This is a genomic window from Mycoplasma sp. Ms02 (assembly GCF_019720735.1).
Taxonomy (GTDB): Bacteria; Bacillota_I; Bacilli_A; order Mycoplasmatales; family Metamycoplasmataceae; genus Mycoplasmopsis.
In genome coordinates, this window is sequence record NZ_CP081302.1 from 523,085 (window position 1) to 539,268 (window position 16,184).

Annotated in this window: 13 protein-coding genes and 2 rRNA genes; 10 read left to right on the forward strand and 5 right to left on the reverse strand. The window is 30.0% G+C overall.

From position 1 onward, the window contains the following. Window positions 1–11: 11 nt before the first annotated feature. The 4 genes from K4L35_RS01950 to K4L35_RS01965 all read left to right on the forward strand — a co-directional run bounded on the left by K4L35_RS01950 (window position 12) and on the right by K4L35_RS01965 (window position 4,809). On the forward strand, window positions 12–227 hold the full coding sequence (locus K4L35_RS01950; protein WP_221617272.1) for an MAG6790 family protein: 216 nt from the start codon (window positions 12–14) through the stop codon (window positions 225–227). A gap of 128 nt (window positions 228–355) precedes the next feature. After that, window positions 356–461 (forward strand): 5S ribosomal RNA (gene rrf, locus K4L35_RS01955). 113 nt (window positions 462–574) lie between these two features. After that, complete coding sequence (gene gyrA, locus K4L35_RS01960; RefSeq protein WP_221617274.1) at window positions 575–3,205, forward strand: DNA gyrase subunit A; 2,631 nt, start codon at window positions 575–577, stop codon at window positions 3,203–3,205. A gap of 71 nt (window positions 3,206–3,276) precedes the next feature. Further along, the gene (locus K4L35_RS01965) at window positions 3,277–4,809 is read left to right on the forward strand and encodes an MAG5620 family putative phospho-sugar mutase (RefSeq protein WP_221617275.1); all 1,533 of its coding nucleotides are present in this window, start codon (window positions 3,277–3,279) and stop codon (window positions 4,807–4,809) included. 20 nt (window positions 4,810–4,829) lie between these two features. Here K4L35_RS01965 and metK read toward each other — a convergent pair whose 3' ends face one another. The 4 genes from metK to K4L35_RS01985 form a co-directional block, all read right to left on the reverse strand. Further along, on the reverse strand, window positions 4,830–5,960 hold the full coding sequence (gene metK / locus K4L35_RS01970; protein WP_221617276.1) for a methionine adenosyltransferase: 1,131 nt from the start codon (window positions 5,958–5,960) through the stop codon (window positions 4,830–4,832). Between the two features lie 228 nt (window positions 5,961–6,188). After that, window positions 6,189–6,407, reverse strand: coding sequence for an RNA-binding S4 domain-containing protein (locus K4L35_RS01975; RefSeq protein WP_221617278.1), 219 nt, complete (start codon window positions 6,405–6,407; stop codon window positions 6,189–6,191). 7 nt (window positions 6,408–6,414) lie between these two features. Next, window positions 6,415–7,515 (reverse strand): DNA polymerase III subunit beta, encoded by a 1,101-nt coding sequence (gene dnaN, locus K4L35_RS01980; protein WP_221617279.1) that lies wholly within the window; start codon window positions 7,513–7,515, stop codon window positions 6,415–6,417. A gap of 130 nt (window positions 7,516–7,645) precedes the next feature. Further along, window positions 7,646–9,061, reverse strand: a complete 1,416-nt coding sequence (locus K4L35_RS01985; protein WP_221617281.1) for a DnaA ATPase domain-containing protein — start codon at window positions 9,059–9,061, stop codon at window positions 7,646–7,648. Between the two features lie 241 nt (window positions 9,062–9,302). On the opposite strand from K4L35_RS01985, the gene K4L35_RS01990 reads away from it, so the two are divergent. From K4L35_RS01990 to rrf (K4L35_RS02015), 6 genes are all read left to right on the forward strand, one after another. After that, on the forward strand, window positions 9,303–11,471 hold the full coding sequence (locus K4L35_RS01990) for an ATP-dependent RecD-like DNA helicase (RefSeq protein ID WP_221617282.1): 2,169 nt from the start codon (window positions 9,303–9,305) through the stop codon (window positions 11,469–11,471). Window positions 11,472–11,504: 33 nt separating this feature from the next. Further along, a complete protein-coding gene (gene serS, locus K4L35_RS01995) occupies window positions 11,505–12,779 on the forward strand; it encodes a serine--tRNA ligase (RefSeq protein ID WP_221617283.1) in 1,275 nt (424 codons plus the stop codon). Window positions 12,780–12,922: 143 nt separating this feature from the next. Continuing rightward, entirely contained in the window at window positions 12,923–13,069 is a 147-nt protein-coding gene (gene rpmH / locus K4L35_RS02000) for a 50S ribosomal protein L34 (RefSeq protein WP_146309064.1), read from the forward strand. Next, window positions 13,069–13,413: a ribonuclease P protein component gene (rnpA, locus tag K4L35_RS02005; RefSeq protein ID WP_221617284.1), complete on the forward strand. Its 345-nt coding sequence runs from the start codon at window positions 13,069–13,071 to the stop codon at window positions 13,411–13,413. Before rpmH ends, rnpA begins: the two co-directional genes overlap by 1 nt. Further along, entirely contained in the window at window positions 13,388–15,355 is a 1,968-nt protein-coding gene (yidC, locus tag K4L35_RS02010) for a membrane protein insertase YidC (RefSeq protein ID WP_221617285.1), read from the forward strand. Before rnpA ends, yidC begins: the two co-directional genes overlap by 26 nt. Before the next feature lie 83 nt (window positions 15,356–15,438). Next, a 5S ribosomal RNA gene (gene rrf / locus K4L35_RS02015) occupies window positions 15,439–15,544 on the forward strand. A 37-nt stretch (window positions 15,545–15,581) separates the two neighbouring features. Here the strand turns inward: rrf (K4L35_RS02015) and K4L35_RS02020 are convergent. Continuing rightward, window positions 15,582–16,142: a hypothetical protein gene (locus K4L35_RS02020; RefSeq protein ID WP_221617286.1), complete on the reverse strand. Its 561-nt coding sequence runs from the start codon at window positions 16,140–16,142 to the stop codon at window positions 15,582–15,584. Window positions 16,143–16,184: the final 42 nt, after the last annotated feature.

Sequence of the window (16,184 nt, forward strand, 5' to 3'; positions counted from 1 at the left end):
CGGAGGTGTCTATGTATAAATATAAAGCAAAATTATTGTCGAATGGAGAAATAATTGCTGAAGCAAATACATTACCAGACTTAGAAGGTTTAGTTAAAAAATTCAGAAGAGGTCAAAAGTATGGTGAACACACCAGATTAAATGAAAAGATTGAAATTATTCACATCGAAAGAGATAATTTAAAAGGAAGAAGATTCTCAAAACAAGACGTTATAAAAGTAGTTTAATTTAAAAAATATTTATGTAATTAATTTATAAAGCGACGCGTGTCGCTTTTTTCTTTGATTTAAAAAAATAATTTTCAAAAAATTTTTATTTTTTTCTTGGTTATTTGTTTTTTTCGTGCTAAAATAATCTCGGTAGCAATAGCGAGAGGGTGCACCTGATACCATTCCGAACTCAGTAGTTAAGCCTCTTAGTGCCGACGATAGCAGAGATGTGAAAATAGGGAGCTGCTCTTTTTTTATTTTTTTTGCAGGCTTTTGAGCCTGCTTTTTCTATTCCTTTTTGCCAAATTTGGTAAAATTTTAATATATTTATATATTAAAATAATTTTCAAAGCGTGGAGGGTTTTATGTCGCAGGAAAAAGATAAAAAATTAAGCGAAGAATCTTTAGTATCAAGCATAAATGAAGATTTTGAATACGAAGAAGAAAGTAGATTAGTTTTTAAGAAAAAAGAAAAAAAAATAATCGAAGAGCCTGAAGAAGTTGCTCCACAAAATGATGAAAACTACAAAGTTTATTCACAAATAATCACATCAGAAACAGATGGCCTTAAGCCTGTCTTGGTTGATAATGAGGTTAGATCTTCATTCTTAGAGTATGCTATGAGTGTTATCGTTTCGCGTGCATTGCCTGACGCAAGAGATGGTTTAAAACCTGTACATAGAAGAATTCTTTTCGATATGTTGGAATTAGGTATCACACATTCTAGTCAACATCGTAAAAGTGCCCGTATTGTTGGGGATGTTTTAGGGAAATACCACCCACACGGTGACTCATCAGTTTATGGTGCAATGGTACGTCTTGCTCAAGATTTCTCAATGAGATATCCATTAGTTGATGGACACGGTAACTTTGGATCAATTGACGGTGACGAAGCAGCTGCTATGCGTTATACAGAAGCAAGAATGAGTAAACTTGCTGGCGAATTATTAAACGGAATAAAGAAAAATACAGTCGATTTTGTTGATAACTACGACGCTTCAGAAATTGAACCAAGCGTTTTACCATCAAGATTCCCTAACTTGCTAGTTTCTGGATCTTCAGGTATCGCTGTTGGTCTCGCAACTGAAATACCACCTCACAACCTTGCAGAAACAATCGATGCAACAATTGCATACGCAAAAAACAAAGATATTACAGTTTCAGAATTAATGGAACACATTAAAGGACCTGATTTTCCTACTTCTGCAATTATTCTTGGCAAAAAAGGAATTATTGACGCATATGAAACAGGGAAGGGTAAGGTTGTAGTTAGATCAAAAACAAAGATCGAAGAATTTGCAAACGGTAAATCTAGAATTATTGTTACAGAAATACCATACGCAATTAAAAAGACAACTATTATCGAAAAAATTGTAGATCTTCACAAATCTAAAGTGGTTGAGGGAATTTCTGAGTTAAGAGATGAATCTAACCGTGACGGAATCAGAATTGTTATCGATATTAAAAGAAACCACAACCCACACATCGTTTTAAATAAATTGTTACAAAAATCACCTTTACAATCAAACTTTAACGTTAACATGGTTGCTTTAGTTAATGGTGAACCTAAAATTTTAAACCTAAAAATGGTTTTAGATATTTATTTAGAACACCAAAAAGAAGTTGTTACAAGAAGATTACGTTTTGATTTAGAAAAAGCAGAAGAAAAACACCACATTCTTTTAGGTTTAAGAATTGCAACATCAAATATTGATCGTGTAATTAAAATAATCAGAGGATCAAAAACAGATGCTGAAGCTCAAGAAAAACTAGGAATAGAATTTAGTTTAACCGAAAAACAAACAAAAGCTATTCTGGACATGAACTTGAGAAGATTAACTGGTTTATCAATTGAAAAAACCAACGAAGAAATTTCTGAACTAGAAAAAGAAATTGCTTACTACAAAGGTATTTTGGAATCATCACAAAAATTAATAGATTTAATCATTGAAGAAATGACAGAAATTAAAGAAAAGTTTAGCGATAAAAGAAGAACCTTCATTGATGAAAATGGAATTGGTTCAATTTCAGAGGAAGATTTAATACCAAGAAAAGATATTATCATCACAACAAGTACAAAAGGTTATGTAAAAAGAACGCCTTTAGATGAGTATCAAACACAAAGAAGGGGTGGAATTGGTTCAAATTCAATGAAAACGTATGATGACGATGATGTTGCGAATATTCTGCAAACAACAACTCATACAGATCTTTTAGTTTTCACTAATTTAGCACGTGTTTACAAATTAAAAGCATATTCAATTCCTGAAGGATCGAAACAAAGCAAAGGAACTCCTTTTGTTAACTTGATCCCTAACCTAAACGAAGATGAAAAAGTTATTTCAATGATCACGGTTGATAACTACACAGAAGATTCTTACTTAACAACAGTTTCTCAAAAAGGTATTATTAAAAAAACAAAATTGTCAGAATACGAAAACATCAACAGAAATGGTAAATTTGCTTTCGGACTTAAAGATGGAGATAAATTATCTCAAGTCTTTATCTCAGGAGATAATAGTGTTATTATCGTTGCAAATAACGAGAAAAACCTTGTTATGTTCAAAGCTGACACAATTAGAGCAATGAGTAGAACAAGTGCTGGTGTAACAGCGATCAAACTAGGTGAACACCAATACGTTTCGACAGCATCTGTCGATTCAGAAGGTGAATATATCTTAACAATCGGAAAAGAAGGATACGGAAAAATAACACACAAAGACGACTTTAGACTAACTAGGCGTGGAGCTAAGGGTGTTACTGCTATCAATTCCGAAAAAGCCGGAGCTCTTGTTTTTGCTAAATTTGTTAACCCTTCAGACGAAGCGATGATCATCACGGAGTCTGGTTTAACAATCAGAACTTCAATTTCTAACATTAACGAAGTATCAAGAAATTCTAAGGGAGTTAAAATTATTAACCTTAGAAAGGGTGATCAAATTTCAAGCGTCGAAATCATAAAAGACGCAACTCAACAAGAAGAAGTTCAAGAATAACCTGCATTGCAGGTTTTTTTCACACTTTAGGGTTAATACAATATAAATCAGATTAAAGTAAAATTTATATTATGAGCGAAAAATACAGAAGTTACTGAGTTAAATACTACAACAACGATTCAAAACACAACAAAAATGTCGAAGCTATCTTTTCAAACTGAGAAAATAATAAAGACGACTTTTTGAAATCACCCAAAATCACAAACGAAGGTATTGAGTTTAGTCTTGATTTTGGATACTCAAACTTAAATCCCTTGACAATTGATTTAATAATCACTAAAATTATGAAATTGCAAAACAAACACGGTAAGATCTTTCTTGCTGTAGAACAGGGAGTTTCATCAAAAATTAAAGATAATATTGTAAGAATATTGAAGCAATATGGTAACGCAGTTTATGCTTATAGCGAAAGTGATAAATACTCTGAAATCAGCGTAAGACAAGCGTTCCTTGCGACAGAATTTGTGGGTGGTTTTTATATCCATAAAAACATAACCACAAACAAATGAAATTTAAAGGTTTTTAACTCAACGGGTAACTTAGTTTCAATCGATTCTTTAAAAAAACTAGTTTCAAATTTAAACGAATTTTTCCCAGTGATTTCGTACCATTCAGAGTATAAAATCAACGAACTAAGTTTAAACAAAATAACTTCACACTCTTATCAAAAATTAGATCCTTTTAACTATTTTTCGAATTTTAATCCAATTAAACCACTTTCTGTTTATATAAACTCAAAAGATAATCATTTAAATTTTGTTTTAGATTTAGCTTTTAAAAATTCTAAAATTTCAATCGATACACCTTTAACCAAGAAAAGTTTTTTTACTAAATATGACTATAATATAGACATAAACAAAGATCAGTCAATATCAATCACTTATAAAAAAGGTCTTTCAAAAATTGAAGTTAAGCAGGATTATCAAGTTTTTTTCTTTCTCGAAACCATGTTTTCGATATGAAAGGATAGACTTGATTCAATAAATAAAGTTGCAATAACTCCTGAAGTTTCTGAATTTATAAAACAACACATAGAAAACTTAGACTTAACTCTTGTTTCTGAATTTAATCTTCATAACGAAAATGAAGTGGTTTGGTCTTTTGGACAAAACACATTCAGCTCAGGTTTAGCATTTAATTTTTGCCGTGATAACATTACATTCTTGATGTTTTTAATAACAATATTAGCTCAATTTAAAGATAACGACCTACTTGAATATAAAATTAACTACGTTGAGTCTAATTTTGACAAATATGACTATATAACAGATGATTTTAGATTTGATATCAGTTTGATAGAGGAGTTTAAAAACGTTTTTATAGTCGGCCAAAACTTCACAAAGCAAACTGAAATTTCGAACGTTGAAAACATCTATACAGACCACAAAAAGATTTATTACTTACAAAAAATAACACTATCAGATGGTTCATATGTAAAAATATGATTTGACAAAAAAACTAACAAATTAACTCTTAAGATCGAAAGCAAAAAAGTTCATTTATCTAAAATTAAAAATGCAGCAAAATTACACCAAGTTTACAACAGAGCTGAAGAAGCTATAGCAACAATAATGAAACGGTTAAAGGTTGTTGAACAAAACTAAAAAAACGCCAAGGGGCGTTTTTAATTTGCTAGCGATTTTTTGATTGCGTCCACTTTGTCTAGTTGCTCTCAAGTAAAGTTTTTTTCACTTCTTCCAAAATGTCCAAAATAAGCTGTTTTTGCATAGATTGGTTTTCTTAAATCTAATGATTTAATAATTCCTTTAGGTGTTAAGTCGAAGTTTTCATTTATTGCCTTTAAAATTTGTTCATCGCTATATTTAGATTTACCAAACGAATTTATAGAAATCGAAACAGGTTCTGCCTTACCGATAGCATAAGCTAGTTGAATTTCTATTTGATCAGAAACACCAGCTGCAACAAGGTTTTTAGCAATTCATCTAGCTGCATAAGCTGCTGAACGATCAACTTTAGTTGCATCTTTTCCAGAAAAAGCACCACCACCATGGTGAGCATATCCACCATAAGTGTCAACTATTATTTTTCTTCCTGTTAATCCTGTATCACCAACAGGTCCACCGATAACAAAATTTCCTGTCGGATTGATTAAGATTTTTTCAACTGTTTCAAAGCCATATTCATTTAAAACACTCATGATGATTTGTTCTTTAACAAAACTCTCAAATTCTTCTCTGATGTATTTTTCTTTGTGTTGTATCGACATTAACACTGTATCAATTTTTGTATTTTTTTCATCAGTGTAGTCGACCGTAACCTGTGATTTCATATCAGCTCCTGCTCACTTAAAATCACCAGAAACACGTAGTTTTTCAGCTCTTTCAACTAGTTTGTGAGCTAAAGTAATAGCTAAAGGCATGTAATCTTTAGTTTCATTTGTTGCGTATCCGAACATAATCCCTTGATCACCAGCTCCGATTTCTTCGTTTTCTTTAACAACACCCATCGCGATGTCAGGACTTTGTTTTTTAATATCTGTGATGAAGTTTAAATCATAAGAAAAATAACCCAAAACTCTCAATACATTCTGTGCAATATCTATAACATTTACTTTTGCAGAAGATGAAACTTCACCTGCAATAACGATGTTGTTGCCTGAAGCTAAAGTTTCGATAGCAACATGAGCATGTGGATCCAACTTTAAGTATTCATCTAAAATTGCGTCAGATATTTGATCACAAACTTTATCTGGGTGACCTCTACCTACCGATTCACTTGTGAATAATTTTTTCATATTTTGAACTCCTTTACTTAACAGCAAGGATCAAGAGTTTGCATGTTGGTTTTACCCTGACTGTCCACCTTGCTTTTGCAGGTTGGCTATGGTCTTCGCTGTCAAGCTACCATACTCTTAATGCTGTGTAATATTATTTTACTAAATTTTATTTTTTATCATAGGAAAAGAACATTCCAAAAATCACCGAACTTGTGCAAAAAAGCAAAAAAAATGAACGTAAGTTCATTAATTTTCATCTTTTGATACAACTTTGTAAAGTTGATCGTTGATTCAAATAACATCTCCAGGTCTGATTTTTGAAGATCTCCCTTCAGCTACCTTACCATTTATTGTTACTTTATTAACTTTTAGAAAACTTTTTGATTGCCCACCAGTTGATGTCTCAGAAATTTTTTTCAAAAATTGACTTAATTTAATGTATTCGCCTGTAATTTCCACTCTCATAAAACTCCTAATATCTTCTTAATGGTGAAACAATTTGTCTATTGGTTTCGTTTGTCTTCGAAACTATTAACATTATATTCTTTTTATCGTTGATCGACATGGTAATAATGTCATTTTCAAATACATTTATCGCATCTTTAATGTAATTATAATTGAAATCAATCTCAATTTCATCACCAACAAACTCAATATTTGAAGTTGAAGCTTCCGAGTTACCAATTTCACTAACTTTTGTAGAAAGAGTTAAAAGATTATCTTTAATTTTAAATTCAATTCTGCTCCCTTTCTCTTGGTTAACGAAAACTACTTTATTAATTAAGTTATTAAGTTCATTTTTATTGATTCTTAAAATGTATTTATAACTTGAAGGGATAATGTTCGTAAAATCCCTGTGCGTTGTTTCTGTAATTGGAGCTTGAATGATTGTGTTTTCATATTGGATACCAAAACGCGTTTTTGAGTAAAAAATTTCGATTTCTTTTTCTTCGATATTGTTTAATAGTTTCTTTAGGAATTTATTATCAACAGCTAATTTCAAATTAACATTTTTTGAGATTTGTACTGTTTGAGTTGCTAATCTAAAGCTATCTGTAGCTAAGAATCTTAAAATATTAGTTCCATCTGTTGACATTTGGATTGCTCTAAAATCAGCTCCCTTATCTTCTGTGGAAGCGAATTGAACACAACTAAACGCTTTTTGAAACTCTTTAGTATTAACAGTAAATTTTTCTTCATTATTAGAAAAGATTGGGACAGAATAGTCTGCATCGACTAAGTTTAACTCATAATTAACAACCTTATCTTGTAATTTGATTGTTGTTTTTTCTTTTGAAATTTCAACCATTCCATCCATTTTTTTAATTATGTTTTTTAATGTTTGAGCATTTACTAATAATGTACCTTCTTGATCAACAGTTACTTCTTGGTCATCTGTTTTAATTACATGTTTTGCTGACATCAAACCATCTGTTCCGTATATAGTAATACTCTCAAATCTAACATCAAAAAATAAACTTTTGAAAATTGATGCTGAGTTTATTGGATCTGTAAATTTTGAGACAAATTCAACTGCCGAATCTATAATTTGTTTTTTAATTGAAATCCTCACGATTAACCTCGCTTTAAATATATTATATTTATATATTGTTTAAATGTTAATAACTAATAAAAACTTAAAATATTGGTAAAAATTCAATACTTTTTTTATTTTTTATAGTTTTTTCGTTGTTGATAAAATGTTATTTGTAACTGAATATCTTACTATCTAAATTTTCAATATCCGACATTAAGAATTTATGCTCTTTTTCTAATTTCTTAAGAGCCACCACAACCGTTGAGTGATCTCTCCCGAATATTTTTCCAGTTTCCTCGAATGATAAATTTAAATGCTTACGAACTAAATACATTGCAACCGTTCTTGCTTGAACAAACTCTTTTTTACGAGAAGTGCCAAGCATATCTTTTTTGTTGATTTTGTAATAATTCTTGACATCATCAATAATTAAATCAGGTGTTAAATTTGTTTTATCTTTTGTAATGTTTTTGAAAATGCTTTCAACCATTGTGATTTGACTTTTAGCCTGTGTTATGGACTTTCAGAAAATTGTCAAATTGTTTACAGCTCCAGTTAGAGATGTAATTGAATTTATGTTGTTTTTTACAATAAATTGCTTACTCTGATTATCTAACATCAATGGATCCAACCCTCTTTTTTGAAGCATAAAATCCAGAATTGATAATTGTTGCTCAAAATCAGGTCTTTCCATTGTTAACTGCACACCCGAAACTAGACGGTTGATGATTTTTTGATCGAATAGTGATTTTAGTTTCTCAAGTGAAAAGTGAGATATTGTAATTGTTCATTTTTTGGCGTTTTGTCTTTCATCTAAGATTTGGTAAATAAACTCATTTGTTTTTATTTTTTTACCTTTTGCATAAAATTCAAAATCATCAAAAATTAAAAAATCGGCGGTTTTATAATAGTCTTTTATTTCTTTTAGTTTTTTTTGATTATTTTCAAGATAAAGTGCAGGAATTTTTTCTGATAACTCATCTCCATTTATATAAACAGTAGATAAATTGTGTTTTAATGATTCCTGACCAAAAGCATGAACTAAATGTGTTTTACCAAAACCAGTAGGTATATTTAAAAACAAGTTATAAAAATTGAAATTATCACCTTTTGCAATTTTCTTTAAAAAATCAACAATTATGAAATTGTACTCACCAACATGAAGATTTTCAAAGGTGAAGTCGTTGTTGAAAAGTGACCTTTTTGTTGTTTTTGTAACTTTAATAACTTTTTCATCTTCGTGCTCTTTTTTAGACTTAATTTTTATCGTTTGTTCTTTTGCGTAAGCCACTTCATAAACGTTAAAGTTGACCAACTTGTATTCCATTGATTTGTCGTAAAAAATAGCAATTGCTTTTTTTATTTTATCTGATGCTAGTTTTTTTGCCTTTTTAAGTTTTGTGTCGTCAATTGGTAATTGGATATAAACCACACCCTCAACCACACCCTCCAAAACCAAATTTTTAAAAAAGGTATTAAAGATCATTGAGTCATCAATTTGATTTTTTAAAACCTCTTTAAATTGGTTTGAATCTTTAGTTAATTTATCGTTTTTTTTATTTTCTGAACCGTATTCAATCATATATATAATTTTAGCAAAATAAAGATCTTTCTTTATTGTTGTTATTTTTGTTTATAAATTTATTTTTAACAATCTTAAAATAACAATTTTATTTAATTTATTAAATAATAATAATTTAACAATTTATTTATTAACCATAAAAAACGATATTTTTTCAATTGTTAATAATGTTATTTATTAACTTTAAAATATTTTTAATTTATCTAAAGAAATTATCATAGTTTAATAAAATTTAATAATAATGAGACAAGAAAGAGGAAGATTCGTAAATTACATAAAAGGTGGACCTGAGCAAAACTGATGTCTTGCTTATTTTCGTGCTGATAAACCAGCAAATTCCAAATTGATCACCGTGTATGCGAGCAAAAACGTTCCAGAGTTAAATGTTTTTTACGAGGTAGATTTAGACCAACAGAATACAGGAACTTATAAACTTGTCAATCTAAAACAGGTTCAACCTGAGAACCAAAAAGATATAAAAAAAATTCTGACTAAACTGGGTGTAAATAAAATTTCAGTTAAAGTAATTTGTGAAAAATATGACGACGATTTTGATACCTTTGAAAGAAAAGTTTTCGAAGGAGATTCAGAATTAATCACTATTTTGAGTGAAGCAAAATTTTCTGAACTTAGAATTTCGCTTCAATGTCTCAAAGAAGATGATTTGTTTGAAAAAACAGGACTACTTGCTTTAGCTACAAAAATAAGAAAGAAAGTTTTGAATAACGAAAATAGTCTTTTGTCAATTGAGTTGCAAAAAATCAACATTTATATGTTATTTATAAAATATAAGATTCAGTTTGATGAAATAGAATCTCTGATCACTGTCTTGCAACTACCTTTTAAACTTGTTCAAAGAAATTGTGCACTCATTTTTAAGGTTATTGATGAAAGGTTAAAAAGGGATAATAGCACTTTATTTTTCATGAATGAAATAATCAGAGATTGTAATATGTCTGAAAATGATTTTGCAGAAGCTTTGAATTTGGGTATTAAAGAAGAAGTTTTTGCTCTTGTAGAAAAAGAGTTTGCTAGAGATAACAATCAAAAAGTTAACTTAACAATGATCACTACTAAAGAAATTTTGGAAATGGAAGAGTATGTTGCGTACAGAATTAATAAATTAAATCTAAACAAAATTTCGAACTTAAGCTATCAAGAATCCGAAATATTAGATTTGGATGAAGATCAAAAAAAAGCGTTTGTGTCTAGTGTACAAGAATCTATGGCAATTATTTCAGGATCACCTGGATCAGGTAAAACGCACGTGATCGGAAAGATTTTTAGCAACCTTACAAAACAAGGGTTTAAAGATAATCAAGACTTAATGATTCTAGCACCAACAGGAAGAGCTGCTTCAAATATAAGTATGAAAATTGGTGCTGTTGCAAAAACGATTCATTCGTTTTTAAAAATCGATACTGATGATGCAGCAATTGATTTTGATAACCCAGTTTTCAAAGATTTAAAAGTCTTAATAATTGATGAATTTTCAATGGTGAACTTAAGAATTTTTTACTTACTTTTAAGTGCTTGTCAGAACTTAGAAAAAGTTATTTTAGTTGGTGATGCAAATCAACTTCAAGCGATTGGAAATGGTAATTTGTTACAAGACATTTTAACTTCTGAAACTATAAAACAGATATTTTTAAAAACTAACCACCGTTCTGAATATGAAGAAATACCAGAATTTTTTAAAACAATCATTGATCAAAAAGACACGTATGATTTTACTAAAAGTGACAATGTTGTTTTTAAAGACGTACCTTTAGAAGATTTTGTGACAGAGGTTGCTGCTGAATATATCGAAAAAATAAAAGAGTATGGTTCAGATAATGTTATGGCTCTTGTTCCAATGTACAAAAACGCCTATGGTATAGACGAAATAAACAAAATAATTCAAAATAAAATAAATCCTAAAGGTAAAGTAGTTTTAGAAAAGAAGGTTTTTGACACCACGATTGATTTCAGGGTCAGAGATCGTGTTATTCAAACAGAAAATGACTACGAAAAAAACGTATTTAACGGTGATATAGGTGTAATTCAAGATTTTTATAAAGATTCAAGTGATAAAAAAATAAAAATAATAGTTAGATTCGAACCGAACCATTTAAGTTCTGGAGAACCTAGGGTTCTGTCTTATACAGAGGCTGCTTTCAAAAAACAAATTAATCTTGCTTATGCAATTTCTGTTCATAAATTCCAAGGTTCAGAAGCAGATTGTATAATTTTTGGAATGATAAAACCACATGATTTTATGTTAACTAAAAGATTGGTGTATACAGCTACATCAAGGGCTAAAAAGAAATTAATCATAATTGGTGATTATCAGTATTTCAAGGACAAAACTTATAGAAATATAAACCAAGAAAACCCTATTTTTACAAGGTTAGAAGATTTAATTGAATAAGTTATAAAATATAAATAACGAAATGAGGAAAAGATGCTCAATTTAAAATATGTTTTAGAAAAAGAAGAACTTGTGCGTGAAAAACTAAAAAACAGAAATTTTGATATTTCTGTTTACGAAAAAATGTTGGAACTAGCCAAAAAACGTGGTTCTTTAATGTTTGATGCTCAAAACAAGAAAGCCGAATTGTCTAAATTGTCAAAATTGTTTGGTGAATTTAAAAATGACGCTCAAAAAATTAAAGAAATCAAGGATCAAATCACTTCTATAAAAACAGAACAAGAAACTTTAGAAACACAGGCTAACAACCTAAATGAAGAGCTTGAAAAACTTCTACACACAATTCCGAACATTGCTTTAGATGAAGTGCCTGTAGGTAAAGATGAAGAAGAAAATGTTGTTTTATCTACAAGAGATCAAATTGGTAGAGGCTTAGTTAAAAATGTAAAACCTCACTATGAATTAGCAAAAGATCTAAAATTGTTTGATCTTGAAAGAGGAGCTAAATTAAGTGGAAGTCGTTTTATTTTATTCACACAAATGGGAGCTAAATTAGTTAGAGCTTTAATGAATTTCATGTTAGATTTACACGAATCAAAAGGTTATACAGAAATTCTTCCACCTGTTCTTGTAAAATCTGAAATGCTTTTTGGTACAGGTCAATTACCAAAATTTGAAGAAGACTTATTCAAAGTTAAAGACTGAAATTTATACTTAATTCCAACTGCTGAAGTACCTTTAACAAACATTTATAACAATGAAATTCTAGATCTCGAAAACCCAATTCGTTTAACAGCGTTCACAGAATGTTTTAGATCAGAAGCAGGTAGTTCAGGTAAAGACACAAAAGGAATTATTAGACAACATCAATTTAAAAAAGTTGAATTAGTTAAAATAACATCAGAAAAAGATGCCATGACTGAATTCAACTCAATGTTAGATGATGCAAAAGATGTTTTAGAAAAATTAGAAATTCCTTACAGACAGTTACTTTTATGTACAGGAGACACAGGTTTCTCATCACGTAAAACCGTAGATTTAGAGTTGTGATTACCTAGTGAAGAAAGATTTCGTGAAGTTTCTTCTGTAAGTTATATGGGTGATTTTCAAGCCAGAAGAGCAATGATTAGATACCGTAACGAAGATAAAAAAACTGAATACGCACACACAATGAATGGTTCAGGAATTGCAATCGATCGTGTTTTAGCAGCAGTTTTAGAAAATTACCAAAACGAAGATGGTAGTTTAACTATTCCTACTGTTTTACAGCCCTATATGAATAATTTACAAAAAATTGAAGCGAAATAAAAGACGCTTCTTTTTTTGTCAAAAATCAACACTAAAAGCCCTGGTTTTTAGTAAAATAAAAAAATTAAAATTTGTTTTATAATTTATAAGCATATTTTTATTAAAATTATGTTTATTTTTCAATTTAAAAAAAGGAGACAATAATGAGCAAAAGAACATACCAACCAAACAAACGTAAACACGCTAAGGTTCACGGTTTCAGAGCAAGAATGAAAACTGCTAACGGTAGAAAAGTTTTAGCTGCTAGAAGAGCTAAAGGTAGAAAATACTTAACTGTTTCTGATAAATAATGAAAAAACAATACCGACTTAAAAAAAATTGAGAGTTCGACAGGGTTTTAAAATCAAAAAATCAGTTGATAAACAAATACTTAATTGTTTATTATGTTGATTCTAAAAGTTTTAAATGTGGTCTAACATGCCCTAAAAAATTCATAAATTCTGTGGGTCGTAATTTTCATAAGAGACAACTTAGAGCAATTCTAAACGATTTAAACTTAACAGATTTAAATCACGAATTTGTTTTCATCATCAGAAAAGCTTTCATTGATGAAAATGATTTTTGAAAAAAACACAAAGCAATAGCTCAAATGTTGGAGAAATTAAAAGATGCTAAACAACAACAAAAAAAATAGATCAGAAAAGTTTAATTACTTTACGAACGGACAAGACCCTAAAGAGAAAAGAAAAGAAACCTTCAAGAAAATTTTTAAAGTATTCAAGGTTGTTTTTTTTGTTTTATTAGGTGCTTTAGCATTAACAGGGTGTATTCAGTCGTTCGCCATTAAATCATCTTCAAATGTTGGAAATGGTTTAGAGCTTTACTTAGATAAAGAGTCTATAGCTCCAAGCAACACAACATTTGTTAAAACCAAAAATGAAGTTCCTCTATCAGACGAATCAAAAATTGATCTTCCTGTATTCGTGGAAAACAGTGATGTTAACATTTATGTTAACGATAAAGAAGTGCTTGACAAATTACGTGAACAAGCACAAAGTACAGGTGGAGAATACGGTAAATACAACGATTTTTCATCTTCAATCAGATTAAAACTTACAACAGAAACTGACTACGTAAATAACTACAATGAAGCAGATCACATCAACGGTAGATTTGTTTATACAGAAAATGGAAAGTATGCATACAAAGCTAACTCTTCAACATCTTACCAACAAGTTTCAGAATTGAGTGATATTTACGTTCTTTACCCAGCTGCTTACAAAAAGCTTGATGAAAAACAAAACGTAGTTTTAGATACATCAAAAGGCGAAAAAGGAAGCAAAAAAGAAGTACTTCTTCTTAGTGGGGATGAAAATAACAGAAAAATTACAGGTTTAAGCTCAATTGCTAAAATTTCAAGTGAAGGGTTTGGAAATAATTTAAGTTTTGAAACCAACCAAGAAGAACAAAAAGCTCAAGCTAGTGCAAACGCACTTTATGCAAGAGATGTGGTTCAAATTTTATATGACAATTCAGTCGCAAAATGAGATGTGGCAAAATACTTTAATGGAATGTCTGTAAGTCAGTATATTTACAGCTTATACCAAAAATTCCTTCAAAATCCAGATAGCGAAATATCAATTACTAAAGATCAATTAGCTATTATTAATGCATACAGCGAAGTCATGTCTTCATACTTAAAATTAGCAAATGTAACAGTTGATGTTACAAGAGCTGCAGACGCTGACAATGAAAAAGATTACGCTAATAAACTTGTAAACTTTGAAATTTCATCCTCTTCACTTATTTTAAGAGGTGATTCTGCTCAAAAAGCTATTACTTCTTGATCAGAATCTTGAGGTCTAGGACCTTTCTATGCACTGCTTGTTTATCCAATTAACATGTTGACACAATCAATGCGTCAATTAATGACTACTGACTTTAGTGCCTTTGCTCCTTGAGCATCAATCTTATCGATTGTTATTGCAGTTATTGTCACAAGGTTAATTGTTTTATTAGTTACATTTAACAGTATTATTTCTCAATCAGTTCAGGAAGATTTAAGGTCTAAAAAAGCTCAAATTGAAGCTAAATACAAAAATGCTGACGAAAACAAACAATTAAAAATGCGTAAACAACAGGAAATTTCTGCTCTTTACAAAAAACACAATATTAGTCCAATGGATGCGTTGCTTACAATGATTATTTCGTTACCGATCTTTATTTCGATGTGACGTGTTCTACAGTCGATGCCAGAAATTAAATCTACTCTTTGATTAACATTAAACTTCGGTTCGACTTCATATCAAAAACTGTTGGCAGGTCAATGACAATACTTAGCGATTATTTTAATCGCCGTGATTGTTCAAGCCATTTCACAGTTCCTTCCAAAATGACTAAACAAAAGAAGAATGAAAACTCGTGTAACCATTTCTGAAATGGAAGCGCTGAAAAAATCAGAAAAAACACAAAACTACATGATGATATTCTTCTTGATTATTACAGTTATTTTAACGGCAGGGGTTCAAGTTTATTGAATTTTTGCTGGTCTATGACAAATCGGGCAAGCAATTGCAATTCATCAGTTGAAAAAAACGAAATGATGAAGATTAAAACTTGCAAAAAGATATGCCTAAAAAATAAGATAGGGAGACCTATCTTTTTTTATAAAAAAATTAAAAAAAGTCTTTGCGTTTTCTTTTTTTCGTGCTAAAATAATACAGGTAGCAATAGCGAGAGGGTGCACCTGATACCATTCCGAACTCAGTAGTTAAGCCTCTTAGTGCCGACGATAGCAGAGATGTGAAAATAGGGAGCTGCTCTTTTTTTTATTCTTTTTTTCATAAGCATAACAAAAAAGAGCTAATCTAATAGCTCTTCAAAATAAGGAAACTTATTTTCATCCAAAGAGAAAACCTTATACATTCTAAGGTTGATGTTTGGAATTTTTTTTGTCAATTTCTCAGGATTATCGTCGATTAAAACTCAGTAATCTGGGTTGGGGTCATACAAACTTTCCACTGCTTCAGAAAGTGTATAAAAATCACTTTCTTTTTGCTTAACTTCGGGATTAAACACCATCGTTAAACCATCTACTTTTTTCAAGGTTTTTTTGTTAAATTTTTTATCCGTAGTTGGCACCAGAATTTGCAAAATAATTTCGCCATTTTCACTCTTAAATTTAGGTAAGAAAGATTTATGATCATCAAAAAAAGGTACTTCAAAACGATCTGGATAATTACTAATTAAATTTAATAAATTATGAAATCTTAAGGCAACTTTTAAAGGTAAAACATCGCTAGATTTGAGTTCTTTATTTTTCACATTTTCAAGCATTTTTCCACTCAAAGAATAGATAATTTTGTGCTCTCTAGCAAGTTTGTCAAAATCATTTAAAACTGGTGCAAATTGACTATTTTTCATATCACAATTATAATGCCTTATATAGCATAATTTAATATATAA